Annotated in this window: 24 protein-coding genes; 9 read left to right on the top strand and 15 right to left on the bottom strand. The window is 66.2% G+C overall.

Annotation, left to right across the window (positions count from 1 at the left end):
- Together ACG97_RS13720 and ACG97_RS13715 are read right to left on the bottom strand one after the other, a co-directional pair.
- A partial coding sequence (locus ACG97_RS13720; protein ID WP_047967938.1) for a TIGR01212 family radical SAM protein occupies positions 1-805 on the bottom strand: 805 nt, incomplete at its 3' end.
- 84 nt (positions 806-889) lie between these two features.
- Positions 890-1069: a hypothetical protein gene (locus tag ACG97_RS13715; RefSeq protein ID WP_047967937.1), complete on the bottom strand. Its 180-nt coding sequence runs from the start codon at positions 1067-1069 to the stop codon at positions 890-892.
- A 174-nt stretch (positions 1070-1243) separates the two neighbouring features.
- Here ACG97_RS13715 and ACG97_RS13710 point away from each other — a divergent pair, with 174 nt between their 5' ends.
- From ACG97_RS13710 to ACG97_RS13695, 4 genes are all read left to right on the top strand, one after another.
- The gene (locus ACG97_RS13710; RefSeq protein ID WP_047967936.1) at positions 1244-2386 is read left to right on the top strand and encodes a homoserine O-acetyltransferase; all 1143 of its coding nucleotides are present in this window, start codon (positions 1244-1246) and stop codon (positions 2384-2386) included.
- Positions 2383-2979, top strand: coding sequence for a methionine biosynthesis protein MetW (gene metW / locus ACG97_RS13705; protein ID WP_047967935.1), 597 nt, complete (start codon positions 2383-2385; stop codon positions 2977-2979). The genes ACG97_RS13710 and metW overlap by 4 nt, the downstream gene beginning before the upstream one ends.
- An 85-nt stretch (positions 2980-3064) precedes the next feature.
- Complete coding sequence (locus tag ACG97_RS13700) at positions 3065-4657, top strand: muropeptide MFS transporter (protein WP_047967934.1); 1593 nt, start codon at positions 3065-3067, stop codon at positions 4655-4657.
- Positions 4658-4691: 34 nt separating this feature from the next.
- Entirely contained in the window at positions 4692-5018 is a 327-nt protein-coding gene (locus ACG97_RS13695; protein ID WP_047967933.1) for a hypothetical protein, read from the top strand.
- A gap of 121 nt (positions 5019-5139) precedes the next feature.
- Here the strand turns inward: ACG97_RS13695 and ACG97_RS13690 are convergent, their stop codons facing one another.
- Together ACG97_RS13690 and pyrE are read right to left on the bottom strand one after the other, a co-directional pair.
- Positions 5140-5739: a DUF4124 domain-containing protein gene (locus ACG97_RS13690; RefSeq protein WP_047967932.1), complete on the bottom strand. Its 600-nt coding sequence runs from the start codon at positions 5737-5739 to the stop codon at positions 5140-5142.
- A 1-nt stretch (position 5740) separates the two neighbouring features.
- Entirely contained in the window at positions 5741-6385 is a 645-nt protein-coding gene (gene pyrE, locus ACG97_RS13685; protein WP_047967941.1) for an orotate phosphoribosyltransferase, read from the bottom strand.
- Positions 6386-6459: 74 nt separating this feature from the next.
- Here pyrE and ACG97_RS13680 point away from each other — a divergent pair, with 74 nt between their 5' ends.
- Together ACG97_RS13680 and ACG97_RS13675 are read left to right on the top strand one after the other, a co-directional pair.
- Positions 6460-7233: an exodeoxyribonuclease III gene (locus ACG97_RS13680; RefSeq protein ID WP_047967931.1), complete on the top strand. Its 774-nt coding sequence runs from the start codon at positions 6460-6462 to the stop codon at positions 7231-7233.
- Positions 7233-7829, top strand: coding sequence for an alpha/beta hydrolase (locus ACG97_RS13675; RefSeq protein ID WP_047967930.1), 597 nt, complete (start codon positions 7233-7235; stop codon positions 7827-7829). The genes ACG97_RS13680 and ACG97_RS13675 overlap by 1 nt, the downstream gene beginning before the upstream one ends.
- Before the next feature lie 226 nt (positions 7830-8055).
- Here ACG97_RS13675 and ACG97_RS13670 read toward each other — a convergent pair whose 3' ends face one another.
- The 4 genes from ACG97_RS13670 to hemF all read right to left on the bottom strand — a co-directional run bounded on the left by ACG97_RS13670 (position 8056) and on the right by hemF (position 10972).
- The gene (locus ACG97_RS13670; RefSeq protein ID WP_047967929.1) at positions 8056-8898 is read right to left on the bottom strand and encodes a sulfurtransferase; all 843 of its coding nucleotides are present in this window, start codon (positions 8896-8898) and stop codon (positions 8056-8058) included.
- Positions 8899-9046: 148 nt separating this feature from the next.
- Positions 9047-9448 (bottom strand): HIT family protein, encoded by a 402-nt coding sequence (locus ACG97_RS13665; RefSeq protein ID WP_047967928.1) that lies wholly within the window; start codon positions 9446-9448, stop codon positions 9047-9049.
- Positions 9449-9467: 19 nt separating this feature from the next.
- Positions 9468-10058, bottom strand: coding sequence for a hypothetical protein (locus ACG97_RS17705; RefSeq protein WP_047967927.1), 591 nt, complete (start codon positions 10056-10058; stop codon positions 9468-9470).
- Entirely contained in the window at positions 10055-10972 is a 918-nt protein-coding gene (hemF, locus tag ACG97_RS13655) for an oxygen-dependent coproporphyrinogen oxidase (protein ID WP_047967926.1), read from the bottom strand. Before hemF ends, ACG97_RS17705 begins: the two co-directional genes overlap by 4 nt.
- 420 nt (positions 10973-11392) lie before the next feature.
- Between hemF and ACG97_RS13650 the strand changes: the two genes are divergently transcribed.
- Entirely contained in the window at positions 11393-12151 is a 759-nt protein-coding gene (locus ACG97_RS13650; RefSeq protein ID WP_047967925.1) for a transporter substrate-binding domain-containing protein, read from the top strand.
- Positions 12152-12380: 229 nt separating this feature from the next.
- Here ACG97_RS13650 and ACG97_RS13645 read toward each other — a convergent pair whose 3' ends face one another.
- The 6 genes from ACG97_RS13645 to ACG97_RS13620 form a co-directional block, all read right to left on the bottom strand.
- Positions 12381-12971: a porin family protein gene (locus tag ACG97_RS13645; protein ID WP_156168049.1), complete on the bottom strand. Its 591-nt coding sequence runs from the start codon at positions 12969-12971 to the stop codon at positions 12381-12383.
- A gap of 106 nt (positions 12972-13077) precedes the next feature.
- Positions 13078-14427, bottom strand: a complete 1350-nt coding sequence (locus tag ACG97_RS13640; protein ID WP_047967923.1) for an ATP-binding protein — start codon at positions 14425-14427, stop codon at positions 13078-13080.
- Positions 14424-15125: a winged helix-turn-helix domain-containing protein gene (locus ACG97_RS13635; RefSeq protein WP_047967922.1), complete on the bottom strand. Its 702-nt coding sequence runs from the start codon at positions 15123-15125 to the stop codon at positions 14424-14426. The genes ACG97_RS13640 and ACG97_RS13635 overlap by 4 nt, the downstream gene beginning before the upstream one ends.
- A gap of 141 nt (positions 15126-15266) precedes the next feature.
- Positions 15267-16205, bottom strand: a complete 939-nt coding sequence (gene thrB / locus ACG97_RS13630; protein ID WP_047967921.1) for a homoserine kinase — start codon at positions 16203-16205, stop codon at positions 15267-15269.
- A gap of 9 nt (positions 16206-16214) precedes the next feature.
- Positions 16215-16526 (bottom strand): DUF2782 domain-containing protein, encoded by a 312-nt coding sequence (locus tag ACG97_RS13625; RefSeq protein WP_047967920.1) that lies wholly within the window; start codon positions 16524-16526, stop codon positions 16215-16217.
- A 49-nt stretch (positions 16527-16575) separates the two neighbouring features.
- Positions 16576-17304 carry a TIGR00730 family Rossman fold protein gene (locus ACG97_RS13620; protein WP_047967919.1) on the bottom strand — a complete coding sequence of 243 codons (729 nt, stop codon included), beginning with the start codon at positions 17302-17304 and terminating at the stop codon, positions 16576-16578.
- A 16-nt stretch (positions 17305-17320) separates the two neighbouring features.
- On the opposite strand from ACG97_RS13620, the gene polA reads away from it, so the two are divergent.
- Positions 17321-20119 carry a DNA polymerase I gene (gene polA / locus ACG97_RS13615; RefSeq protein ID WP_047967918.1) on the top strand — a complete coding sequence of 933 codons (2799 nt, stop codon included), beginning with the start codon at positions 17321-17323 and terminating at the stop codon, positions 20117-20119.
- Between the two features lie 231 nt (positions 20120-20350).
- Here the strand turns inward: polA and ACG97_RS13610 are convergent, their stop codons facing one another.
- A complete protein-coding gene (locus ACG97_RS13610) occupies positions 20351-22018 on the bottom strand; it encodes a diguanylate cyclase (RefSeq protein ID WP_053068181.1) in 1668 nt (555 codons plus the stop codon).
- 180 nt (positions 22019-22198) lie between these two features.
- On the opposite strand from ACG97_RS13610, the gene cysG reads away from it, so the two are divergent.
- Entirely contained in the window at positions 22199-23614 is a 1416-nt protein-coding gene (cysG, locus tag ACG97_RS13605) for a siroheme synthase CysG (RefSeq protein WP_047967917.1), read from the top strand.
- Positions 23615-23653: the final 39 nt, after the last annotated feature.

Here is a 23653-nt window from a genome sequence, read left to right as displayed (position 1 = left end):
GCGTCGGCGCCTGCGCGGTGGCGGACACGCGGTGGTAGACCACCTCGGGCGGGGTGTGGCGGATCAGCTCGGCCGCCAGCGCGGCGTAGTGCGCCTGCGTCAGCGGGGTGATCTCGCCGCGACGGTACTGCGCCGCCATGCGGCTGCCGCGCACGATCATCAGCGGGTGCAGCTTGAGGCCTTCCACGCCGATGTCCAGCACCGTGGCCAGCGTCTGCCGCACGTGGCGGTCGTCTTCGCCGGGCAGGCCGGCGATCAGGTGGGTGCAGACCTTCAGCCCGCGCTGGTGTGCGCGCTGCACCGCGTCGCGGTAGTCGGCGAGGCCGTGGCCGCGCCGGATCAGCGCCTGGGTGGCGTCGTGCGCGGTCTGCAGGCCCAGCTCCAGCCAGACTTCATAGCCGCGCTGCTGGTAGCCGGCAAGCAGGTCGAGCGCGGCATCCGGCACGCAGTCGGGGCGGGTGCCGACGCACAGGCCGACGACATCGCGCTGGCTCGCCGCCTCGTCGTACAGCGCCTTGAGCGTGGCCACCTCGGCGTAGGTGCTGGTATAGGCCTGGAAGTAGGCCAGATAACGGCGGGCACGGTCGGTCTTGTGCTTCTCGCGGGCGATCTGCTCGGCGATGGACAGCGCGGCGCCCTCGCGGCCGAAGCTTTTCACGTTGCAGAAGGTGCAGCCGCCGCGGTCCAGCGTGCCGTCGCGGTTGGGACAGGTGAAGTCGCCGGCCAGCGACAGCTTGTGCACCTTTTCCCCGAAACGGGTCTTCAGGTAGTGGCCGAAGGTATGAAGGTGGCGGGTCAGGTCCATGCGCAGCCAGGGCTCGTCGGCAGAAAAGCCGGCAGTCTAGCGCCTTGGCCGCCGCGGCGGAGTGAGCGGGATCAAGGCTGTCGACTACAGCCGCACGCCGGCCAGACTCAGCAGCAGGAACAGCAGCGAGCTGCCCAGCAGCGCGATGGCGAGGGTGCGGATGAACTCGCGGACGGTCTGGCGCTGTTCGCGGCTGAACAGCCAGCGGATCAGCAGGAAAGCGGTGACAAACAGCAGGGCAAGCCGGAACAGGCGACCGATCATGGCGAAAAACCGCGAAAATTTGCAGGGAATGATTATTGGCGGCGTTGGCAGGCCTGTGCAAGCGTGCGTCGGCAAGCTAAGCTCTGTCCTTGCTCAGGAGCAGCCTTGAACGGGGACGGGCAGAGCCGAAAAGGCCGCCATTCCTGCCCCCGCCGCCGATTACAAGAGGCAGTTATGTCCAATCTTTCGTCATCCGTCGGCATCGTGACGCCACAGCATGCGGATTTTGCCACGCCGCTGCCGCTCAACAGCGGCCATGTGCTGGCGTCGTATCGCCTGACTTTTGAAACCTACGGCACGCTGAATGCCACGCGCAGCAATGGCATTCTGATCTGCCACGCGCTGTCCGGCCATCACCACGTTGCCGGCCGCTACAGCCCGGACGACAAGGCCGCCGGCTGGTGGGACAACATGGTCGGCCCCGGCAAGCCGATCGATACCAACCGGTTTTTCGTGGTCGGGGTCAACAACCTCGGCGGCTGTCACGGCAGCAGCGGCCCGTCCAGCATCGATCCGGATTGCGGCCAACCCTGGGGCTCGCGCTTTCCGGTGGTGACGGTGCCGGACTGGGTCACCGCGCAGGCGCGCCTCGCCGACCGCCTCGGCATCGACCGCTGGGCGGCGGTGATCGGCGGCAGCCTCGGCGGCATGCAGGCGCTGCAGTGGAGCATCGACTACCCGGAGCGCATCGCCCACGCGCTGGTGATCGCCTCGGCGCCCAAGCTGTCGGCGCAGAACATCGCCTTCAACGACGTGGCGCGGCAGGCGATCATTACCGATCCCGATTTCCTCGGCGGCGATTTCTACGCCCACGGCACCATCCCGCGCCGCGGCCTGCGCCTGGCGCGGATGCTGGGCCACATCACCTACCTGTCCGATGACGGCATGGGCGAGAAATTCGGCCGCATGCTGCGCTCCGGCGAATACCAGTTCGGCTATGACGTCGAGTTCGAGATCGAGAGCTACCTGCGCTACCAGGGCGACAAGTTCTCCGACTACTTCGACGCCAACACCTATCTGCTGATGACCAAGGCGCTGGACTATTTCGACCCGGCCAAGGACTACGGCGGCGACCTGGTGGCGGCGCTGAAAAAGGCGACGGCCAGCTTCCTGGTGGCCAGCTTCACCAGCGACTGGCGCTTCTCGCCGGAACGCTCGCGCGAGACGGTGAAGGCGCTGATCGCCGCCGGCAAGCGCGTCTGCTACGGCGAGATCGAATCGGTGCACGGCCACGACGCCTTCCTGATGACCGACCAACCCTATGTCGACCTGATGCAGGCCTATCTGGACCGCGTGGCCGAGGAGGTGAACGCATGACGACACTGACAACATTGCGCCCCGATCTGCAGCTGATCGCCGACTGGGTGGCCCCGGCCAGCCGCGTGCTGGACCTCGGTTGCGGCGAGGGCGAACTGCTGGCCTGGCTGCAGCAGCACAAGCAGGTCAACGGCTACGGCGTCGATTTCGACGTCAATAACGTGGTCAGCTGCGTCAAGGCCGGCGTCAACGCCATCCAGGGCGACCTCGAGGCCGGCCTCGCCGAATTCGAGGACCAGCGTTTCGAGCACGTGGTGCTGTCGCAGACCATCCAGGCGATGCAGCACACCGAAGAGATCCTGCTGGAGATGCTCAGGGTTGGCCGCGAGGCCATCGTCACCTTCCCCAACTTCGGCTACTGGCAGAACCGCTGGCAGATCATGCAGGGCCACATGCCGGTGTCCGACGACATGCCCTACCAGTGGTACAACACCCCCAACATCCACTGGTGCATGCTGGGCGACTTCGAGAACCTGTGCGCCAAGAACCACATCCGCGTGTTGGAGCGGGTGGTGATGGCGCACGGCCGGCGGGTGAGCTTCCTGCCCAATCTGCGCGGCAGCCTGGCGTTTTACCGGGTCGGCCGCGGCTGACGCAGTGCTGGCCGGGGCCCGGCCCCGGCGGCTTCAGGGCGCGTGATCCGCGCTCTTTTTATTTTGCAGGGACAGGAACGAGTAGATGGCTGATTTTCGCAAGAGCGGCGCGTGGCGCATGGTCATGATCGGGGTGCTGGGTTTTGCCAGCGGCCTGCCGCTGGCGCTGTCCGGCACCGCGATGCAGGCGTGGCTGACGGTGGACGGCCTCGACATCGCCACCATCGGCTTTCTCAGCCTGGTCGGGCTACCGTACACCTTCAAGTTCCTGTGGGCGCCGCTGATGGACCGCTTCGAGCCGCCGCTGCTGGGGCGCCGCCGCGGCTGGCTGGTGCTGTCGCAGCTGGGCATCGCCGCCACGCTGGCGCTGATGTCCCGCACCTCGCCGGCACACGGCATCCAGGCGTTTGCGCTGCTGGCGGTGCTGCTGTCCTTTTTGTCGGCGTCGCAGGACGTGGTGATCGACGCCTACCGCACCGACGTGCTGGCGCCGCAGGAACGCGGCCTCGGCTCCTCGCTGGGGGTGTTCGGTTACCGGCTGGCGATGATCCTGTCCGGCGGCATCGCCATGGTGTGGGCCGATCCGGTCAGCGGCAGCGGTCTGAACTGGAACGGCATCTACCTGCTGATGGCGGGGCTGATGCTGGCGGCGGCGCTGGTGTCGCTGCTGCTGGTGCCGCCGGTGCCGGCCGGCAATGTCGCGCCGCACAGCAACGCGCGCAACGACCTGAAAGGCTTTGTCGCGGTGCTGCTGGCGGTGGTGATCGGCTACCAGTTCACCACCCGCGTCGGCGCGCCGCTGGCCGACGCCGTGCTGTCGCCGCTGTTCGGCAGCGCGGCCCCGGCTGCGGCCAACCTTGTGCCGCCGGTCAATCCGGAGCAGAAAAAATGGGTCGACCTGCTGACGCTGCTGATCGGCATGGCGGTGACCATTCCGCTGGCGTGGTGGGCGGCGCGGCGCGCGCGCTTCGAAACGCTGAACCGCTCGCTGGGCAACTATTTCAGCATGGAGGCGGCCGGCGCCTTCCTGGCGCTGATCATCCTCTACAAGCTGGGCGACGCTTTTGCCGGCGCGCTGACCACCACCTTTCTGCTGAAGGGCGTCGGTTTTGCCCAGGCCGAGATCGGCGTGGTCAACAAGGTGATCGGCATTTGGCTGACCATCGTCGGCGCGCTGGCCGGCGGTGCACTGATGATGAAGCTGGGGCTGTTCCGCTCGCTGCTGCTGTTCGGCGTGCTGCAGCTCTTGTCCAACCTCGGCTTCTGGCTGGTGGCGGTGTCGGGCAAGGGCGCCTGGGGCGGCTTCTCGCTGCCGCCGTTCGACTGGGGACTGGTGGCGCTGCACGAGGCCACCGCGGTCGACAACCTGCTGCTGTTCGCGGTCAGCATCGAGAACCTGACTGCCGGCATGGGCACCGCCGCCTTCGTCGCCTTCCTGATGGCGCTGTGCAACCAGAAATTCACCGCCACCCAGTTCGCGCTGCTGTCGGCGTTTTCCGCCATCGGCCGCGTCTGGGTCGGGCCGATGTCCGGGGTGCTGGCCGAAAGCGTCGGCTGGCCGGTGTTCTTCCTGTTCTCGACGGTGATGGCGCTGCCGGGACTGCTGATGCTGTGCTATCTGCGCGGGCGCATCCAGGCGCTGGACGTACCGCGCGGCGCGCTGCCGGCGGACGATTAAGCCACACCGCAAACCGATTCAAGGAGTCCGAAACATGAAAGGCAAGACCATGGCACTGGCGCTGCTGCTGGCGGCGGCAACGCTGCAGGCGCAGACGGTGGATCAGCAACTGCTGGCGGCGCAGATGGCGTACCAGAGTGCCGACAGCCGCCTCGATGGCGCGCGGCGGCAGAAACAGCAGGCGGAGGCGGAGCAAAGGTTGGCCGCACAGCGGCTGGAGCAGGCGCAGCAGCAGCTGGCGCAGGCCAATCTGCAGTTGCAGCACGCCGACAGCCAGTTGCTGGCGGCGGAGAGCGGCCTGCAGCAGGCGCAGCAGGTATTGAAGGACGCCTGGCAGCAGAAGGAAGCCGCGCAGCAGTAAGCGCCGCGCACGACACCGCTGATCCGGCATTGCGCCGCCTTGTCGTGCGCCCGGTCCGGCCTGTGTCGATGCGCCAGGGTTCGACTACGCGGTGCGGTGTGCTTGGCCGCGGCGGGCCGGTTTAGGGCGCGCTGGCGCCGAGCAGCTGGCGCAGGCGCTGGCTGTCCTGTTCCGCCTTCAGGCGTAGCGTCTCGATCTCGTTGCTGCGCAATTGCAGCTGGGCGCTGGTGCCATCGAGCAGGCGCTGCTGCACCGCGATCTGGCTGGGCAGCCCCTGCAGCGGCTTGCCGGCCTGCTGCAGTCTGTTCGCCTCGGCCTGCAGGCTGGCCAGATGCTGGCGCTCGTGCTGTTGCTGGCGTTGCAATTGCAGCAGGCCCGGCTGCAGTCGCTGCAGCTCGGCGTCACGTTGCCGCTCGATGTCGCGCACGCTGTCGTAGCGCTCGCGCAGTAGCCGGTCCTGGCGCTGCTGCTCGCGGCGTAGTGCCTGCTGCTGCTTGTGTTGGGCGGCGGCGGCGAGGCGGGCCGCCTGCTGTGCCGCCGATTCGCCCGCTTCCAGCAGCACGCCCTGCGGGTTCAGGCGGCTGACGCCGTCGGCCTGTTCCTGCGTCGGCCGCTGGTCGCTGTAGTGCACCGCGCCGTGCTGGTCCTGCCACTTGTATAGCCCGCCGGCCGTGGCCGGCACGGTGACGAGACAGCAGAGCAGGACGGCGCGGCGGGCCATGTCAGGCGCTGACGCCGTACTGGGCGCGGTAGGCACGCACCGCTTCCAGGTTGTCGGCCAGCTCCGGGCTGTCTTCGAGGAAGCCGAGCAGGTCGTGCAGGTTGGCGATGGCCACCACCGGCAGGTTGAAGTCGCGGGCCACCTCCTGCACCGCCGACAGCTCGCCAGTGCCGCGTTCCATGCGGTCCAGCGCGATGGCGACACCGGCCGGCTCGGCACCGGCGGCACGGATCAGCTGCACCGATTCGCGCACCGAGGTGCCGGCGGAGATCACGTCGTCGATGATCAGTACGCGGCCCTTGAGCGGCGCGCCGACCAGGCTGCCGCCTTCGCCGTGGTCCTTGGCTTCCTTGCGGTTGTAGGCGAACGGCACGTTGCGGCCCTGTTCTGCCAGCGCCATCGAGGCGGCGGCGGCGAGGATGATGCCCTTGTAGGCCGGCCCGAAAATCATGTCAAACTCTACGGCGCTGCTGCTGATGGATTTTGCATAAAAACGCGACAGCTGCAGTACGCTGTCGCCATCATTGAACAGGCCGGCGTTGAAGAAGTACGGCGAGGTGCGTCCGGCTTTGGTGACGAATGCGCCAAAACGCAATACCTGCTTGCTCAGCGCAAAACGAATAAAATCCTGACGAAAATCGCTCATTCCCATTTACCTCTTTATGATTAACACTTTGACGTGGCTGAAAAATTGCCGGCAAGGATACCACGGGAGACCCCATGCTTCGAATCGTTTCCGCCAACCTTAACGGCATCCGTTCTGCCGACAAGAAGGGTTTTTTTGACTGGCTGGCTGGGCATCACGCCGATTTTGTCTGCGTGCAGGAGCTGAAGGCGCAGGCCGGCGACCTGTCGCCGCGGATGCAGAATCCGGACGGCATGACCGGCTACTTTCATTACGCCGACAAGAAGGGCTACAGCGGCGTCGGCATCTACACCCGCCAGCAGCCGGACGCGGTCACCATCGGCCTCGGCGTGGACTGGATCGACGCCGAAGGCCGCTATCTGCAGGTCGATAGCGGCAATCTGTCGGTGATCTCGCTGTACCTGCCGTCCGGCTCCAGCAGCGACGAGCGCCAGGACGTGAAATTCCGCTTCCTCGAGGTGTTCAAGCCGCACCTCGACCAGCTGCGCGCGCAGGGCCGCGACGTGGTGATCTGCGGCGACTGGAACATCGCCCACCAGGAGATCGACCTCAAGAACTGGAAGGGCAATGTCAAGAACTCCGGCTTCCTGCCGGAGGAGCGCGCGTGGATGACGCAGCTGCTCGGCGACGGCTGGTGCGACGTGTGGCGCCGCCTGTATCCGGAGGCGCCGGGCTATAGTTGGTGGAGTAACCGCGGCCAGGCCTACGCCAAGGATGTCGGCTGGCGCATCGATTACCACATCGTGACGCCGTCGCTGATGGCGCAGGCGCGCACGGCCAGCGTTTATAAAGACGAGAAGTTCTCCGACCACGCACCGTTGACGGTGGACTACGACAGGAGTGAGTGATGCTGGACGATGACGACGTGTTTCTGATTACCGTCCCCGGCTGGGGCAACTCCGGCGCCAGCCACTGGCAGAGCTACTGGGAGGTGCTGTACCCGCTGGCGCGGCGGGTGGAGCAGGACGACTGGCTGTACCCGACGCGCGACGCCTGGGTGCAAAGGTTGGCCGCGACGGTGGCGGACTGCGACGGCAAGGTGGTGATCGCCGCGCACAGTCTCGGCTGTCACGCCACGGTGGAGTGGCTGGGCCAGGCCAGTCTGCTGGAGCAGAAAAAGGTGAAGGGGGTGCTGCTGGTGGCGCCACCGGCGCTGCCGATCACGCCGCAGCGCGCTGCCGCCAGTGGCGAGCTGCCAGCGGGGGCGCCGCTGCCGGATTTTGCCGGCTTTGCCGCGCCGCGCGAACTGCGCCTGCCGGTGCCGGCACGGCTGGTGGCCAGCCGCGACGACCTGTTCTGCGACTGGACGGAGGCGGAAGCGCTGGCGGCGTGCTGGCAGGTACCGTTGCTCAGCGCCGGCAACAGCGGCCACATGGGCAGCAACAGCGGCCTTGGCGACTGGAAGGCCGGCCAGCGTCTGATCCAGCAGCTGATCCTCGACTGAGGTTGGCCGCGCCTTGCGGCCAACCTTGCAATGAAAACCCCCGCCGAGGCGGGGGTTTTTGTTGCCATTCTCAGAATCTGTCCAAGGTCTCGCGAGCAAGAGCGAGACAAGGCGAAAACGGCTGGGGAAGCGGCGTTGAGCTGGAGATAAACCAGCATGCCGAAGGTGTTTTCAACGCCGTATCGCCCCATTTGCGATCACGTCGCCGCAGACATTGAACCGCTGCTCAGGCGCCGGTGGCGACCGGGCGCGTCGGGTCGCTGCACCACTCGCTCCACGAGCCGGCGTACAGCCGCGCACCGGAGAGACCGGCGTATTCCAGCGCCAGCTTGTTGTGGCAGGCGGTGACGCCGCTGCCGCAGGACAGGATCACCTGTCCGACCGGGGTGCCGTCCAGCAGCGCCAGCCATTCGCTGCGCAGCTGCGCGGCCGGCTTGAACAGGCCGTCGCTGCCGAGGTTGTCCATGAAGAAGCGGTTCTTGGCGCCGGGGATGTGGCCACCGACCGGGTCCAGCGTCTCGTTCTCGCCGGCAAAACGGTCCGGCGCACGGGCGTCGACCAGCTGGTACTGCGGCGTGCACAGGTTGGCCGCAATCTCGTCAAGCAGCACCGCGCTTTCCTGCGGCGTGCCCATGCTGAAGCGGGTGGCGTCGCGTTCCGGCGTGCCGGTGTCCAGCTCGCCGCCTGCCTGCTGCCACGCCTGAATGCCGCCATCGAGCACTGCCACTGCCTCGTGGCCCAGCCAGCGCAGCAGCCACCAGGCACGGGCAGCGTACATGCCGCCGGCGTCGTCGTAGGCCACCACCTGGGTGTCCGGGCCGATGCCCAGCGCGCCGAGGCTGACCGCCAGGCGCTGGCCGTCCGGCAGCGGGTGGCGGCCGTTGCTGCCGTTCTTGGGGCCGGACAGGTGGTAGTCCAGGTGCAGGTAGTGCGCGCCGGGCAGGTGGCCTTCGTCGTAGGCGGCACGACCGAAATCGGGGTCATTGAGGCGGAAACGGCAGTCGAGCAGCACGGTGTGGCGGTTGCCCAGCTGTTGCAGTTCGCTGGCGGAAATCAGGGTAGTAAACATCAACGCTCCTCGGTCAGTGGCTGACGGAGCCGCTTCAGAGCCGGTCTGGGCGGCGGGCAAGACCGGCTGGGAAGTGGTTCCTGTTTGAAATCTTAAACGCGGTTCACCTTACCACCCGCCTGCCATGGCGGCAATGCCGGCGCGGTATTCAGCCGGCCTGCAGCGCATGGCGCAGCTGTGCGGCCAACGTTGGCGAGCCGTGCGCCACGCCGTCGCGCATCGCCGCACCCCACAGCGGATTGGGAAAGTGCTTGTCGTCGGCAAAGCGCGGGATCACGTGCCAGTGCAGGTGCGGCACCATGTTGCCGAAGCTGGCGAGGTTGATCTTGTCCGGTTTCAGCACCTCGCGCAGCGCCTGCTCGGTACGCAGCACCCAGTCCAGCACGTGCGCGCGGTCGGCGCTGTCCAGATCGGTCATTTCCTTGACGTGGGCGTGCCAGATCACGCGGCAGAACGCCGGGTAGTCGGCATCGGCGACCAGGATCACGCGCAGTTTGTCGTCGCGGTACAGGATATCGCCACCGTCCTGGTGGCACAGTTCGCATTGCATGGGTTGTTCCTTTGCTGGCCTAGCGTTTGCCGCGGCCTTCCCAGTTTTCGTAGTCGAAGTCGGCCAGGTTGATCAGGCCGAAATCGCGCGGTGGGCGGGCTTGTTTGCGGGTTTGCTTGTTGGGATTACTGGTGTGGAAACTCAGACTGTCCACTGCTACCAACTGCCAGGTCCGGTCGCGGCGCGACCAGGCAAAGCGGAAGTCTTCACGCCAGCGCCAGTTGCTGCCGCCGTAGTGCAGGAGGGTGAAGCCATCTGGTTGGAAATCCATCCCCTCATACGGGTCACCGAAAATGCCGCCGCATCCGCGACACAGGATGGCCTTGTCGTTGCGGCTGGCAAGTGTCAGTTTACCTGCCGGGGTACGGCTGAACAGGAGCAGGCTGCGTGGACCTTCGTCGTTTGTCGTGTCGTCGGTTTCGATTACCAGAACGGTCTCTTTGCGACCATCCCGGTTGAGGTCTATCTCATCAAGACTGAGTACGCTGTAACCTTTCTGGACAAAAGGGCGCAGTTCCGCTGGCAGTGTCTCAGCGGCGTAACTGCCTGTTGCCAACAGTAAGGCCAGCAGCGCCGCCATGCGGGACAAGGTTGGCCGCAACAGGCTCATACCCACTCCCGTACCGGCAGGAAGTCAGTGTACAGCGCCGCTTCCGGGCTGCCGGCTTCCGGCTGGTAGCCGTACTCCCAGCGCACCAGCGGCGGCATCGACATCAGGATCGATTCGGTGCGGCCGCCGGTCTGCAGCCCGAACAGCGTGCCACGGTCCCACACCAGGTTGAATTCGACGTAACGGCCACGGCGGTAGAGCTGGAACTGGCGCTCGCGCTCGCCCCACGGTGTGTCCTTGCGCCGCGCCACGATCGGCAGGTAGGCATCAAGGAAGCCGTTGCCGACCGCCTGCATGAAGGCGAAGCTGGTGGCGAAATCCGGCTGGTTGAGGTCGTCGAAGAACAGGCCGCCGACGCCGCGCGCCTCGTCGCGGTGTTTAAGATAGAAGTACTCGTCGCACCATTTCTTGTATTTCGGGTAGCTGTCCTCGCCGAACGGTGCGCACAAGTCGCGGGCCACGGTGTGCCAGTGCACCACGTCCTCGACATTGCCGTAGTAGGGGGTAAGGTCGAAGCCGCCACCAAACCACCACACCGGCGCCTCGCCGTCTTTCTCGGCGATGAAGAAGCGCACATTGGCGTGGCTGGTCGGCACGTAGGGGTTTTCCGGGTGGATGACCAGCGACACGCCCATCGCCTCGAAGCGGCGGCCGGCCAGCTCCGGGCGGTGCGCGGTGGCGGAGGCCGGCAGCGCCGGGCCGGTGACGTGCGAGAAGTTGACGCCGGCCTGCTCGAACACCGCGCCGCCGGTGAGTACCCGGCTGATGCCGCCACCGCCGAGACCGGTGTCGCCGCGCTGCCAGCTGTCAGCGACGAAGCGGGCGCCACCGTCGGCGCCTTCCAGCCCGGCGCAGATGCGGTCTTGCAGCTCAAGCAGGAAAGCCTTCACTTGATTGGCGTGGGGGTGGCTCATCGCAATATCCTGAATTCATCAACAAGCGCTGATTGTAGCAAAACCGCCTGACGGGGCTGGCAATGATCGATCTCCACAGCTGGGGTATGGCAAGCAGGTCGCCATCGCGCGGTATCCGTGGGCGGCGCGCCACGAGTGGCATCCTGCCGACCTCGCGCCGCTGCCGCAGGTGCCGCGCTGGCTTGCCGAGGCCGGCGCACGCTTGTCCCATCGCACACGGCAACCGGCGGGTTGCCTTTTTGTGGCCGCTGCCGGCGCGTGGCAGCCGGTTGAGGCATGAATTTAATTCATGAAACGGCCGGATATTTCATTTGCCGGCCGCGGCGGCAGTTCTTAAGCTGGACTGACCATAACAAGCGCCGTGCCGTGTTTTCTGGCGGCCAACCCTGCTTGCCCCTTACTGATGAGCGTTCGCCGATCATGAAAAAAATACTTGCCCTGAGCTGTCTGTTTGCCGCCTTTCATCTCCAGGCGCAGCCGCTGCGCATCGCCACCGATGTCAGCTACCCGCCGTTTTCCAAGCAGAACCCGGATGGCAGCATTGTCGGCTTCGATGCCGACATCGCCCGCGCACTGTGCGACAAGATGAAGGCGGAGTGCGAGCTGAGCGCGCACGACTTTGACGGCATCATCCCCGGCCTGCAGGCCAAGAAGTACGAGCTGGCGATTGCCTCGATGAACATCTCGCCGGATCGCGCCAAGGTGGTCAGCTTCAGCGACATGTACTTCAACATTCCGGGGCGGCTGATCGCCAAGGAAGGCACGCCGGTGAGCGGCGACTGGTTCAAGGGCAAGCGCATCGGCGTGTTGCGCGGCGCGATCCAGATGAAGGAATCGTCGGAGAAGTGGGGCCGCAACGGCGCGCAGATCAAGGGCTACGGCAAGATCACCGATGCCTTCCTTGACCTGAAGGGCGGCCGCCTGGATTACGTCTACGTCGATGCCACCATCGGCGAGGCAGACTTCCTGAAGACGCCGTTCGGCAAGGGCTTCGCCTTCGTCGGCCCGGTGTTCAACGATCCGAAGTACTACATGGGCTCCGGCATCGCCATCCAGAAGGGCAACAAGGAGTTGCTGGCCAAGGTCAACGCCGCGCTGAAGGCGATCCTGGCCGACGGCACCTACCGCAGCATCGAGCGCCGCTACTTCAGCTACGACATCTACCCGCACAAGCACTGAGCCAGGGTTACGTTTACGACCGGCCCCGTCGTGAGCGCGCGGGGTCGGTGGTCGTGTAGTGATTCCCCGTGTGTGCCAGGGTTGGCCGCGGCGCCGGCACGGCTTGACTGGTGCGGCTGGCTGCCAGGCTGGGCTCTGTTGTCGCCGCTAGCGATGCTGGCGGCGGCATAAAAAAACCCGCCATGAAGGCGGGCAAATGCACACGAGGACTATACAGAACAGCAGGAAATCAGAAGCGGTAACCCAGGCCGACTTTCAGCGCGCCGACCGGCGCGGTATCGGTGATGTCTTTGTGGCCGATGTTGCCGATGCCTTCATATTCGACACGGGCGGACAGGTTCTTGTCGAGGTGGTAGGCGGCGCCCACGCCCAGCCCCATGCCGAAGCTGCTGTCCTTGCTGCTGGCCAGCGCGGCCGAGCTGCTGTTGAACTTGCTGCGGATGTGGTTGGCGGACACCTTGCCGTAGACTTCAAACTGCTGGGTTACCGGGATGATGCCAAGTGCAGCGACACGAAAAGTGTCGTAGTCCAGGCTGCCGGCACCGTTCAGGCCGGTGGCGTCGCCGTGGCGCAGGTAGCTGCCCTCGACCGCGAAGTTGTCATTGATACGCTGGCCGACACCGATCTCGACCATGCCGGAGGTGGCATCATCGTCGTTGACCTTGCGGTCGCTGACGCCGGCGCGGTTGGCGGCGCCGTCTTTCAGTGTCCACTGGTTGGCGGAGATGCCGACATTACCGAACACGTAGTTGCCGGTTTCTGCGGCGAAGGCGGTGCTGGCGGTAGCGGCAAACAGGGTAGCGACAAGCAGTTTCTTCATGATGGACTCCGTTTCACGGTGAGTGAGGTTGATGAGTCCATTCTGCGTGCCGCCGTCGCGCAACACTATGGCGCTTGCGTACGCCGACTGTGTGGCTGCTGTGCGTTTATGTGACGCTTTGTGACGGCGCGCCGCCGGCCGGGTGCAGCGGCAGCGTCAGCCCGAAGCGGGCGCCGCCTTGCGGCGACTGGGCAATCCACGCCTTGCCGCCGTGGTGGTGGGCGATCAGGCGCACGAAGGACAGGCCGAGGCCGTAGCCGCCGGTGGCGCGGTCACGCGAGCGGTCGAGGCGCTGGAACGGATCGAAGATGCGCTCGCGCTCCTTTTCCGGAATGCCTGGCCCGTCGTCGTCGACGGTGATGATCAGCTGGCCTTGTTCGACCGCCACCGTCATGCACACCTGCTGCCGCGCGTACTTGAAGGCGTTCAGCAGCAGGTTGCGGGTGGCGACGTACACCAGGCGGCGGTCGAAGGTGGCCTCGCCGCGCGCGCAGTCCAGCGTCAGCTGCAGCAAGGTTGGCCGCAACGGCTGCACCAGCTCGATCAGGTCCTCGAACCACTCTTCCAGGTCGATGGTGTCGTACTCCAGCGGCACTTCGCCGCGATCGAGCTTGGAGTAGCTGAGGCTGACGTTGATCAGCTCGTCCAGCTCCTGCATGTCGCGCTCCATGCCGTCACGGTAGCCGCGGCGTTCGTCGTCGGATTCCGCCTCGTCCATCATGGTCAGCCCGAAGCGCAGCCGTGCCACCGGCGTGCGCAGCTCGTGGGCGATGGCGTGCGCCAGCGCCTGTCGCGTCTCCATCTGCGTTTCCAGCTTTTCCGCCATGCTGTTGAGCTGGCGCTGCAGCGGCGAGAACAGCGGGCTGCGCGCCGCCGGCGCCCGTGCGCCGAGATCGCCCTCCGCCAGCCGCAGCGAGGTGTCGCGCAGCGCGGCCAGGTCGTGCCAGTGCGGGCGCAGGTTGAGGTAGATCAGCAGTGCCAGCGGTACGCCGAAGAAGGCGAACCACAGCACGAACAGGCCCAGCTCGCTGTGCAGCCAACCGCCGCCGCTGCCCTGGCTGTCCAGCGGGCCGATCACCAGCAGCTGGCTGGTGCCGGGCAGCGGTGCGTACAGGTTCTGCTGGCTGCTGTCGAGCCAGCTCTGGCCACTGGCCAGCCGCGCGCGCGCCTCTTCGCCGAGGCTGGCCGGCGGCAGCCTGACCAGCGCCAGCGGATAGGCGAACAGCGGCTGCAGCTCGCGCAGGCTGGCGTCGCGCCGCGCCGGTGGCTGGCGCAGCAGCTCGCGCTGGATCAGGCGCACGGTGCCGTCCATCTGCTTTTGCAGCCGTTCGCGCTCGCTGTTGGCGGACAGCACGATCAGCAGCAGCACAAAGCCGAGCAGCAGCACGAACTGCAGCAGCATGGTCTGCGCGAAGTAGCGCGCGAACATGCGCGCCATGCTCAGCGGCGCTCTCACTCCCAGTCGCTCCGCGAGAACAGGTAGCCCTTGCCGCGTACGGTCTTGATGCGGGTCGGTGTTTCCGGGTTGTCGTCCAGCTTCTTGCGCAGGCGCGAGATGCGGGCGTCGATGGAACGGTCGAGGCCGTCGAAGCCGATGCCGCGCAGCTGGTTCATGATGTCGTCGCGCGACAGGATTTCGCCGGCGTGGCTGGCCAGCAGCCACAGCAGGTCGAATTCGGCGGTGGTCAGCTCCAGCGACTGCGCGTTGAGCACCGCCTCGCGCGTGCTCTGGCAGATGCTGAAACGGCCGAAGCCGAGCTTGTCCTGGTCGCCGTTGTCGTCGCCGCCGCTGTCGCTGCGGCGCAGCAGGGCGCGGATGCGCGCCAGCAGGCGGCGCGGCTCCACCGGCTTGGCCAGATAGTCGTCGGCACCCAGCTCCAGGCCGAGGATTTCGTCGATCTCCTCGTCGCGGGCGGTCATCATCAGGATGCGCCCCGGGTAGCGGTGGCGTACCGCGCGGCAGACTTCAAAGCCATCCTTGCCCGGCAGCATCACGTCGAGGATCACCAGGTCGGGCATGATCTCGATGATGCGTTCGGCAGCGCCGTCGCCGTGGGCATGGTGCTGGATGTCGTAGCCGTTCTTGCGCAGGTAGCTGCTGACGAGGTCGGCCAGGCGCTGATCGTCCTCGATCAGCAACAGACGTTGGTTCATGGCAGATCCTTGTGGGGTGACTGGCCGGTTATACCGCAATTCCGCCAGCAGGCAAAACAGCCCGCGGTGGGCGGGCTGTGCGGTGGCAGATGGCCGGCGCGGGCAGGGACGGCTGCCGGCACCGGGCTGGCGCGGCGCGCGTTACAGCCAGAAGTCCTGGCGCACGCGGTGCGCTTCCAGCAGGCGCTGGAACACGCCGGGGTCCTTGGTGTAGGTCATCTCGCCGCTGGCCGGACGGTAGAAGTCGAGCAGGCGCGATACCCAGAAACGCAGTGCCGCGGCGCGCAGCATCACCGGCCACGCCTTGTGCTCGTCCGCGGTCAGCGGCCGGATGCTCTGGTAGCCGGCGATGACGGCGCGTGCCAGTTCGGTGTCGATCTCGCCCTGCGCATCGCGCGCCCAGTCGTTGAGCGCGATGGCGAGGTCGTACAGCAGCACGTCGTTGCAGGCGTAGTAGAAGTCGATGAAGCCGGCGATCTTGTCGCCATCCATCAGCACGTTGTCCTTGAACAGGTCGGCGTGGATCACCCCCTGCGGCAGGAAATCAAAGCGGTGACTGTCCTGGAACGCGACTTCGCTGCGCAGGCTGGCAGCATCCGCGGCCGGCAGCTGCGGATACAGCGAGGTGGCGGTGCGGCTCCACCATTCCGGGCCGCGCGGGTTGTGCATGCGGCGCGGGAAGGTGCTGCTGGCCTTGTGCATCTGAGCCAGCATCTCGCCGATGGCGTGGCACTGCGCCGCGTTCGGCTGCTCGATGTCATGGCCGTCGAGGCAGCTGACCAGGCACGCCGGCTTGCCGGCCAGCAGCGAGGCAAACTGGTCGTTGTGGTCGGCAATCGGCGCCGGACAGGCGACGCCGTGTCGTGCCAGGTGGCTCTTCAGCTCCAGGAAGTAGGGCAGCTCATCCAGCTGCAGCACCTCGAACAGCGTCAGCACATAGCGGCCATGGGTGGTGGTGACAAAGTAGTTGGTGTTGGTGACACCGGCCACAATGCCTTTCAGCTCGACCAGCTCGCCCAGCGCATAGCGCTGCAGCCACTGTGCCAGCTCTGCGGTCGAGACCGAGGTATAAACCGACATGCCCGCTCCTCAGAAGGTCAGCAGGACCCACTGCGGCACCACCAGGCGCTGCGACGGGTCGATGCGTTTCATCTGGCCGTTACCCTCGTCGTCACGCAGGTAGTACGGTGGCGCGTTTTTCGGCGTCACTTTCAGCAGGTAGAGGCGGCCGTTGAGACGGTATTCCTCGATGCTATTGTCGCCGTCCTGGATGATGCGGATTTCCGGCTCTGCCATGGCATCGGCGGCAATGGTCGGCGGTGGCGGCAGCACCGCGGCGGGGGTATCGGCCAGCGCCGGCAGGGCGATGGCGGCCAGCACGGCCAGAATCAGGCGGGACATGGTGTTTCCTTGGTTGTCGGCGCTGGCGGGCAGCGCCGGTCGGCAAATATTACAGATTGAGCAGCTGTTCGCGTTCTTCCGGCAGGGCCTCGAAGCCGCGGGTTTCGTAAAAGGTGAAGATGGTTTCCACGATCTGCTGCGGGTCGTCGATCAGCTGTAGCAGGTCGAGGTCATCGGCGTTGATCAGGCCGTCGCCGATCAGGCGTTCGCGCACCCAGTCGAGCAGGCCACTCCAGAATTCGATGCCGCACAGGATGATCGGCATCTTGCGCGTCTTGCCGGTCTGGATCAGCGTCAGCGCCTCGAACATTTCGTCCAGTGTACCAAAGCCGCCGGGCATCACCACATAGGCCAGTGCATGTTTGACGAACATCACCTTGCGGCTGAAGAAGTGGTCGAACTTCAGGCTCAGGTCCTGGTACTCGTTGGGGCGCTGCTCGTGCGGCAGCACGATGTTGAGGCCGACCGACGGGCTGTTGCCGTAATAGGCGCCCTTGTTGGCCGCCTCCATGATGCCGGGGCCGCCGCCGGAAATCACCGCAAAGCCGGCGTCGGATAACAGGCGGGCAATGTCCTCGGTCAGCTTATAATAGCGATGATCGCGCGGCGTCCGTGCGCTGCCAAAAATACTTACAGCTGGACTGATCTGTTGCAGTTCTTCTGCCGATTCAACAAATTCCGACAGAATTTTCATCACATGCCAAGCTTCGCGCGAGCGGAAACGCTGCATCATCGCGTAGCGGTCGCTGGTTTGCGGTAATTTATCGGACAAGCTCATATCTGCCCCTTTTCTTATGAAAACCTTGTTATTGATTGACGGCTCTTCTTATTTGTACCGAGCCTTCCATGCGATGCCCGACTTGCGCTCACCCACCGGCGATCCGACCGGTGCCATCTACGGCATGGTCAACATGCTGCGCCGGCTGGAGAAGGAAGTGCAGTTCGATTATAGCGCCTGCATTTTCGATGCTAAAGGTAAGACTTTCCGCGACGAGCTGTACCCGGAGTACAAGGCCAACCGTCCGTCGATGCCGAGCGACCTCGCCGCGCAGGTCGTCACCGTGCACGAGGTGGTGCGTGCCAGCGGCTGGCCGCTGCTGATGGTGGACGGGGTGGAGGCCGACGACGTGATCGGCACCCTGGCCCGTACCGCGGAGGCCGCCGGCATGCGGGTGATCGTGTCCACCGGCGACAAGGACATGGCGCAGCTGGTGACGCCGGCGGTGACGCTGGTCAACACCATGACCAACGAGCTGCTGGACGAGGCCGGGGTGAAGGAGAAATTCGGCGTGCCACCGAGCCTGATCATCGACTACCTGACGCTGATCGGCGACAAGGTAGACAACGTGCCGGGCGTGGACAAGTGCGGCCCGAAGACGGCGGTGAAGTGGCTGGAAGAGTACGGCACGCTGGCCGGGGTCATCGCACAGGCGGACAAGGTCGGCGGCAAGGTCGGCGACAACCTGCGCGCGGCGCTGGCGTGGCTGCCCAAGGGACGCGAGCTGATCACCATCAAGTGCGACGTGCCGCTGCAGGCCGAGATGCCGCAGGGCATGGCCAGCCTGCTGCATGGCAGCAAGGACAAGGCGCGGCTGGCGGAACTGTTCGCCGCCTGCGGCTTTCGCACCTTCCTGCGCGAAGTCAGCGAGCCGGCGGCCGATACCGCCACCACCCGCCCCGCCGCGCCACGGGCGCAAGCAGCGCTGCATACCAGCGGCGACCTGTTCGGTGACGACAGCGCGGCGGTGCCGGATGCCGTTGCCGGTCACGAACCCGCCACCGCCATCGCGCGTCACTACGACACTATTCTCAGCAGCGAGCAGCTGGACGAGTGGCTGCAAAGGTTGGCCGCGGCCGAGGTGGTGTCGCTGGATACCGAGACTACCAGCCTCGACCAGATGCAGGCGCGCTTGGTCGGCATCAGCTTCTCGGTGGCAGCGGGGCAGGCCGCCTACCTGCCGCTGGCGCACCGCGGCCCGGATGCGCCGCAGCTGCTGGATTTCGACGCCACGCTGGCCAAACTCAAGCCGTGGCTGGAAGACGCCGCCAAGAAAAAGCTGGGGCAGAACCTGAAGTACGACCGCCACGTGTTTGCCAACCACGGCATCACCCTGCGCGGCGTGGCCGACGACACGCTGCTGGCCTCCTACGTGATCGAGAGCCACGAACGCCACGGCATGGACGATCTGGCGCGCCGTCACCTGAACGAAACCACGGTCAGCTACGAGGAAATCTGCGGCAAGGGCGCCAAGCAGATCGGCTTTGCCGAGGTGGCGGTGGAGGTTGCGGCCAACTACGCGGCCGAGGACGCCGACATCACCCTGCGCCTGGCGCAGCACTTCGCGCCGCTGCTGCACGGCAAGCTGGCCGAGGTCTACCGCGACATCGAGCTGCCGGTGGCGGAGGTGCTGTTCGCGATGGAGCGAAACGGCGTGCTGATCGACCGCGACAGGTTGGCCGCACAAAGCCACGCGCTTGGCAGCGAGATGCTGCAGCTGGAGCAGCAGGCCTACGCGCTGGCCGGCCAGCCGTTCAACCTCAATTCGCCCAAGCAGCTGCAGGAAATCCTGTTCGGCAAGCTCGGCATCGCCACCAAGGGCGTGCGCAAGACGCCGTCCGGCGGCTTCTCCACCGACGAGGAAGTGCTGGAAAAACTGGCGCTGGATCACCCGCTGCCGAAGCTGATCCTGCAGTACCGTGGCCTCGCCAAGCTGAAATCCACTTATACCGACAAGCTGCCGACGCTGATTAATCCACAGACCGGCCGCGTGCATACCACTTATGCACAGGCGGTGGCGATTACCGGCCGTCTGGCCAGCTCCGACCCCAACCTGCAGAACATCCCGGTGCGCACCGCCGAGGGCCGCCGCGTGCGCGAGGCCTTCATCGCCGCGCCCGACCACGTGATCGTTTCCGCCGACTATTCGCAGATCGAGCTGCGCATCATGGCGCACCTGTCCGGCGACGCCGGCATGCTGGCGGCGTTTGCCAGCGGCGAGGACATCCACAAGGCTACCGCGGCCGAGGTGTTCAGCACCCCGCTGGCGGAAGTCAGCACCGAGCAGCGTCGTGCCGCCAAGGCCATCAACTTCGGCCTGATCTACGGCATGGGCGAATTCGGCCTCGCCTCGCAGCTGGACATCAGCCGCGACGCCGCCAAGCTGTACATCGACAGCTACTTCCGCAAATACCCCGGTGTCGCGGAATACATGCAGCAGACGCGCGATGCGGCGCGCGAGCAGGGCTATGTCGAGACCGTGTTCGGCCGCCGCCTGTATCTGCCGGAAATACGCGCCGCCAATCAGGCGCGTCGCGCCGGTGCCGAGCGCGCCGCGATCAACGCGCCGATGCAGGGCACCGCCGCCGACCTGATCAAGCTGGCGATGATCGCGGTGCAGGACTGGCTGCTGGCCGAGCGGTTGCAGAGCAAACTGATCATGCAGGTGCACGATGAACTGGTGCTGGAAGTGGCGGACAGCGAACTGGCGCTGGTGCGGGAAAAACTGCCGCAGCTGATGGCCGGCGTCGCCGCGCTGAAGGTGCCGCTGCTGGCGGAAGTCGGTGTCGGCAGCAGCTGGGAGAGCGCACACTAGACGCGCGCAGGTCTTCCCCGCATGGCAAAAGGTTGGCCGCAACAGCGTGCGCTGTTGCGGCCAACCTTTTTTGCAATCGCGCCGCTTAGCGCGTGTTCACGAGCTCGCGCGAGACAAGGCGAAAACAGCTGAGGAAGCGGCGTTTATCCAGATATACACCAGCATGCCGAGGCCGTTTTAAGCCAGTATCGCCCCCGTAGAGATCAGTTGTAGCCGATCGTGAACAGGCGCTTACAGCGACTCGGCGACGCAGACGCGGTTGCGGCCCTTGGCCTTGGCCTGGTACAGCGCCTGGTCGGCGTGGCGGATCAGCTCGCTCAGCTCGCGGCAGGCCGGTGAAAGCGAGGCGACGCCGATGCTGACCGTGATCGGGATGGTGTGGTCCTGGTGCGCTATCGGCAGCGCGGCGATGGCGTTGCGCAGCCGTTTCGCCACCACCAGCGCCTCGCCGGCCGGGGTATCGGGCAGGATGGCGGCAAACTCCTCGCCGCCCATGCGGCACACCAGGTCGCTGGCGCGCAGCGTGCTCTTCACGCACTGGGCGAAGGCCTGCAGCACCACGTCGCCGCCCTCGTGGCCGTGGCCGTCGTTGACGCGCTTGAAGTGGTCGATGTCCATCATCAGCAGGCTGAACGGCTTGCCGAGGTAGCGCGCCTCCTTGAAACGCTGCGAGGCGAGGTCGAGGAAGTGGCGGCGGTTGGCAAGGCCGGTCAGGCCGTCCTGCGTCGCCAGCCGGTACAGCGCGGTGGCGCGCTGCTCCTGCTGGATGGCAATCGCCATCAGGTGCGAGGTGCGGCGCACGATGTCCAGTGCTTGCGAATCCGGCGCGCAGGGGCGGTCGTGGTAGAGGCCGAAGGTGCCGAGCACCTTGCCGTCCTGCGCCAGGATCGGCAGCGACCAGCAGGCGTGCAGCCGGTGAGCGGCGGCCAGCTCGCGGTAGTCCTGCCACAGCGGATCGCTGGCGATGTCGCTGACGATCACCATCTCGCCGCGCTGCGCGGCGGTGCCGCAGGAGCCGATGCCTTCACCAATGCGCAGGCCGTCGATCGCCTCCTTGTATTCGCTGGCCAGCGACGGCGCCGCCGCCAGGTACAGCCGTTCGCCGGCCTCGTCCAGCAGCATGATGCTGCACATCGCGCCACTGAGCTGGTTCTCGATCATCTGGCAGGTCCAGCCCATCACTTCCTGCAGCGGCCGGTCGTTGGCAATCATCTCCAGCAGCCGGTTCTCGTCGGCTTCCCACAGCCGGGTGGCGTGCTGCTCGCTGATGTCGCGGTCGATGCTGAGCAGCGACTGCAGCTGGCCGGCGTCGTCGAACTCCGGCAGCAGCCTCGACTCGAACACGTAGAGCCGCTGCGGCAGGCTCAGCTCGCTGATGAAACGCTGCGGCTTGCCGCTGGCGATCACCTGCTGCGCATTGTGGCGGATGGCGTCCTTCAGCTGCGCGGGCAGGCGCCGTTCTTCCAGCGTGCAGCCGATGTGTTCCGCTGCCGGTGTCGGCGAGAAGTTGCTCAGCGTGTTGTTGATGAAGCGGCAGCGCAGCTCGAGGTCGTAGCGGGTGATGATGTCTGGCGAATTGTCGACCAGGGTGCGAAAGGCGTGACGGTCCTCGCGCACGCTGATCAGCCAGCCGTCGCGCAGCGGCGTGACCAGCCACTCCAGCAGCAGGCCGTGCGCCGGTAGCGTCAGTCCCTTGTTGTCAGGCTGATCGAGGCGCTGCTGCACCGCTTGCGGCAGCAGCGTGGCCGGCAGCGGGCTGCCGACGGTGGGCAGCGGGCTGCCGTGGCAGGCGATGCTGAAACGCTCGCTGACGAAGACGACCTGTCGCGACAGGTCAAGCAGCAGGTAACCGGCCGGCAGCGCGCTGAGGACGGTTTCGAGAGTGGCTTGGGCGAACACGTTGTGCTCCTGCGAGCCATGGCCGCGCGGCGGGCAATGGCAAATCCGGAATAATGTTTGAAGCATAGTACCTGAATGCCATGGCCGGTGATATCCGCTGCAGGACGTAGTGCCGAGGGCGGGCATCGCCAAGCTGCGCCGGCTGGAGTATTCTGCCATGGTCAGCTACAGGAGCATTCCGTGGAGTATTTTCCGATTTTCATGCGCCTTGCCGGCGAGCCGTGCCTGCTGGTCGGCGGCGGCGAGGTGGCGGTGCGCAAGGCGCGCCTGCTGCAGTCGGCCGGCGCCCGGCTGACGGTGGTGGCGCCGCAGCTGGTGCCGGAGCTGGCCGCGATGGCGGCCGCCGGCGAGGTGTGCCATATCGACGCCTGTTTCCAGCCGGCACAGGTCGGCGGCCAGCGGCTGGTGGTGGCCGCCACCAACGAGCGAGAGGTCAACCGCCTGGTGTCGCAGACGGCGCAGGCGCTGGGCATTCCGGTCAATGTGGTGGACGACCCCGAGCTGTCCAGCTACATCACGCCGGCCATCGTCGACCGCTCGCCGCTGGTGATCGCGGTATCGACCGGCGGCGGCGTGCCGGTGCTGGCGCGGCTGATCCGCGCGCGGCTGGAAAGCCTGATCCCGGCCGGTTTCGGCCGCCTGGCGCAGTTCGCCGCGCGTTTCCGCGACCAGGTCAAGGCGCGCTTCGGCAATGTCGAGGAGCGGCGGGCGTTCTGGGAGGCGGTGCTGGAAGGGCCGCTGGCGGAGCAGGTGATGAACGGCGACGAGCGTGCTGCCGAGGCCGACCTGCTGCAAAGGTTGGCCGCAGGCGACAGCACGCCGTCCGGCGCGGTGTACCTGGTCGGTGCCGGCCCCGGCAACCCCGACCTGCTCACCTTCCGCGCCCTGCGCCTGATGCAGCAGGCCGACGTGGTGCTGTACGACAATCTGGTGGCGCCGGAGCTGATGGAGCTGGTGCGCCGCGACGCGGAACGCATCTTCGTCGGCAAGCAGCGCGCCAACCACACCATGCCGCAGGAAGAGATCAACACCCTGCTGGTGCGGCTGGCGCAAGAGGGCAAGCGCGTGCTGCGGCTGAAGGGCGGCGATCCGTTCACCTTTGGCCGTGGCGGCGAGGAAATCGAGCTGCTGGCCGAGCACCGCATCCCGTTCGAGGTGGTGCCTGGCATCACCTCGGCCAGCGGTGCCGCCGCCTACGCCGGCATCCCGCTGACCCACCGCGATCACGCGCAGGCGGTGGTGTTTGTTACAGGTCATAAAAAAGACGGTAGCATTCAGCTAGACTGGCCGGCACTGACGCGCCCGGATCAGACAGTGGTGGTATACATGGGACTGGCGATGGCGGCCGAGATCTGCGACGCCTTCATCGCGCACGGCAAGGGGGCGACCACGCCGGCGGCGGTGGTGCACCGTGCCACCACCGCGCAGCAGCGTACCGTGGTCGGCACGCTGGCCAGCCTGCCGGCTAAAATCGCACAGAGCGGCATCGCCTCGCCGGCGCTGATCATCGTCGGCGACGTGGTGGCGCTGTCGTCGCGGCTGGGCTGGTTCCGTAGCGTCGAGGAAGTGGCGGTAACTCCCGACGCGCAGCAGTGAATCCAGGGCGGTGACGGCGCGGTACCGTCACCACGTCAT

It is taken from the genome of Vogesella sp. EB, from assembly GCF_001037925.1.
Lineage (GTDB): Bacteria > Pseudomonadota > Gammaproteobacteria > Burkholderiales > Chromobacteriaceae > Vogesella > Vogesella indigofera.
Note: the sequence above shows the minus strand (reverse complement) of the source record. Positions and strands in the feature narration are given on the sequence as shown.

Coding starts and splice junctions, on each gene's coding strand:
- ACG97_RS13715 (WP_047967937.1), bottom strand. CDS start 1,069: ATGATCGGTCGCCTGTTCCGGCTTGCCCTGCTGTTTGTCACCGCTTTC.
- ACG97_RS13710 (WP_047967936.1), top strand. CDS start 1,244: ATGTCCAATCTTTCGTCATCCGTCGGCATCGTGACGCCACAGCATGCG.
- metW (WP_047967935.1), top strand. CDS start 2,383: ATGACGACACTGACAACATTGCGCCCCGATCTGCAGCTGATCGCCGAC.
- ACG97_RS13700 (WP_047967934.1), top strand. CDS start 3,065: ATGGCTGATTTTCGCAAGAGCGGCGCGTGGCGCATGGTCATGATCGGG.
- ACG97_RS13695 (WP_047967933.1), top strand. CDS start 4,692: ATGAAAGGCAAGACCATGGCACTGGCGCTGCTGCTGGCGGCGGCAACG.
- ACG97_RS13690 (WP_047967932.1), bottom strand. CDS start 5,739: ATGGCCCGCCGCGCCGTCCTGCTCTGCTGTCTCGTCACCGTGCCGGCC.
- pyrE (WP_047967941.1), bottom strand. CDS start 6,385: ATGAGCGATTTTCGTCAGGATTTTATTCGTTTTGCGCTGAGCAAGCAG.
- ACG97_RS13680 (WP_047967931.1), top strand. CDS start 6,460: ATGCTTCGAATCGTTTCCGCCAACCTTAACGGCATCCGTTCTGCCGAC.
- ACG97_RS13675 (WP_047967930.1), top strand. CDS start 7,233: ATGCTGGACGATGACGACGTGTTTCTGATTACCGTCCCCGGCTGGGGC.
- ACG97_RS13670 (WP_047967929.1), bottom strand. CDS start 8,898: ATGTTTACTACCCTGATTTCCGCCAGCGAACTGCAACAGCTGGGCAAC.
- ACG97_RS13665 (WP_047967928.1), bottom strand. CDS start 9,448: ATGCAATGCGAACTGTGCCACCAGGACGGTGGCGATATCCTGTACCGC.
- ACG97_RS17705 (WP_047967927.1), bottom strand. CDS start 10,058: ATGAGCCTGTTGCGGCCAACCTTGTCCCGCATGGCGGCGCTGCTGGCC.
- hemF (WP_047967926.1), bottom strand. CDS start 10,972: ATGAGCCACCCCCACGCCAATCAAGTGAAGGCTTTCCTGCTTGAGCTG.
- ACG97_RS13650 (WP_047967925.1), top strand. CDS start 11,393: ATGAAAAAAATACTTGCCCTGAGCTGTCTGTTTGCCGCCTTTCATCTC.
- ACG97_RS13645 (WP_156168049.1), bottom strand. CDS start 12,971: ATGAAGAAACTGCTTGTCGCTACCCTGTTTGCCGCTACCGCCAGCACC.
- ACG97_RS13635 (WP_047967922.1), bottom strand. CDS start 15,125: ATGAACCAACGTCTGTTGCTGATCGAGGACGATCAGCGCCTGGCCGAC.
- thrB (WP_047967921.1), bottom strand. CDS start 16,205: ATGTCGGTTTATACCTCGGTCTCGACCGCAGAGCTGGCACAGTGGCTG.
- ACG97_RS13625 (WP_047967920.1), bottom strand. CDS start 16,526: ATGTCCCGCCTGATTCTGGCCGTGCTGGCCGCCATCGCCCTGCCGGCG.
- ACG97_RS13620 (WP_047967919.1), bottom strand. CDS start 17,304: ATGAGCTTGTCCGATAAATTACCGCAAACCAGCGACCGCTACGCGATG.
- polA (WP_047967918.1), top strand. CDS start 17,321: ATGAAAACCTTGTTATTGATTGACGGCTCTTCTTATTTGTACCGAGCC.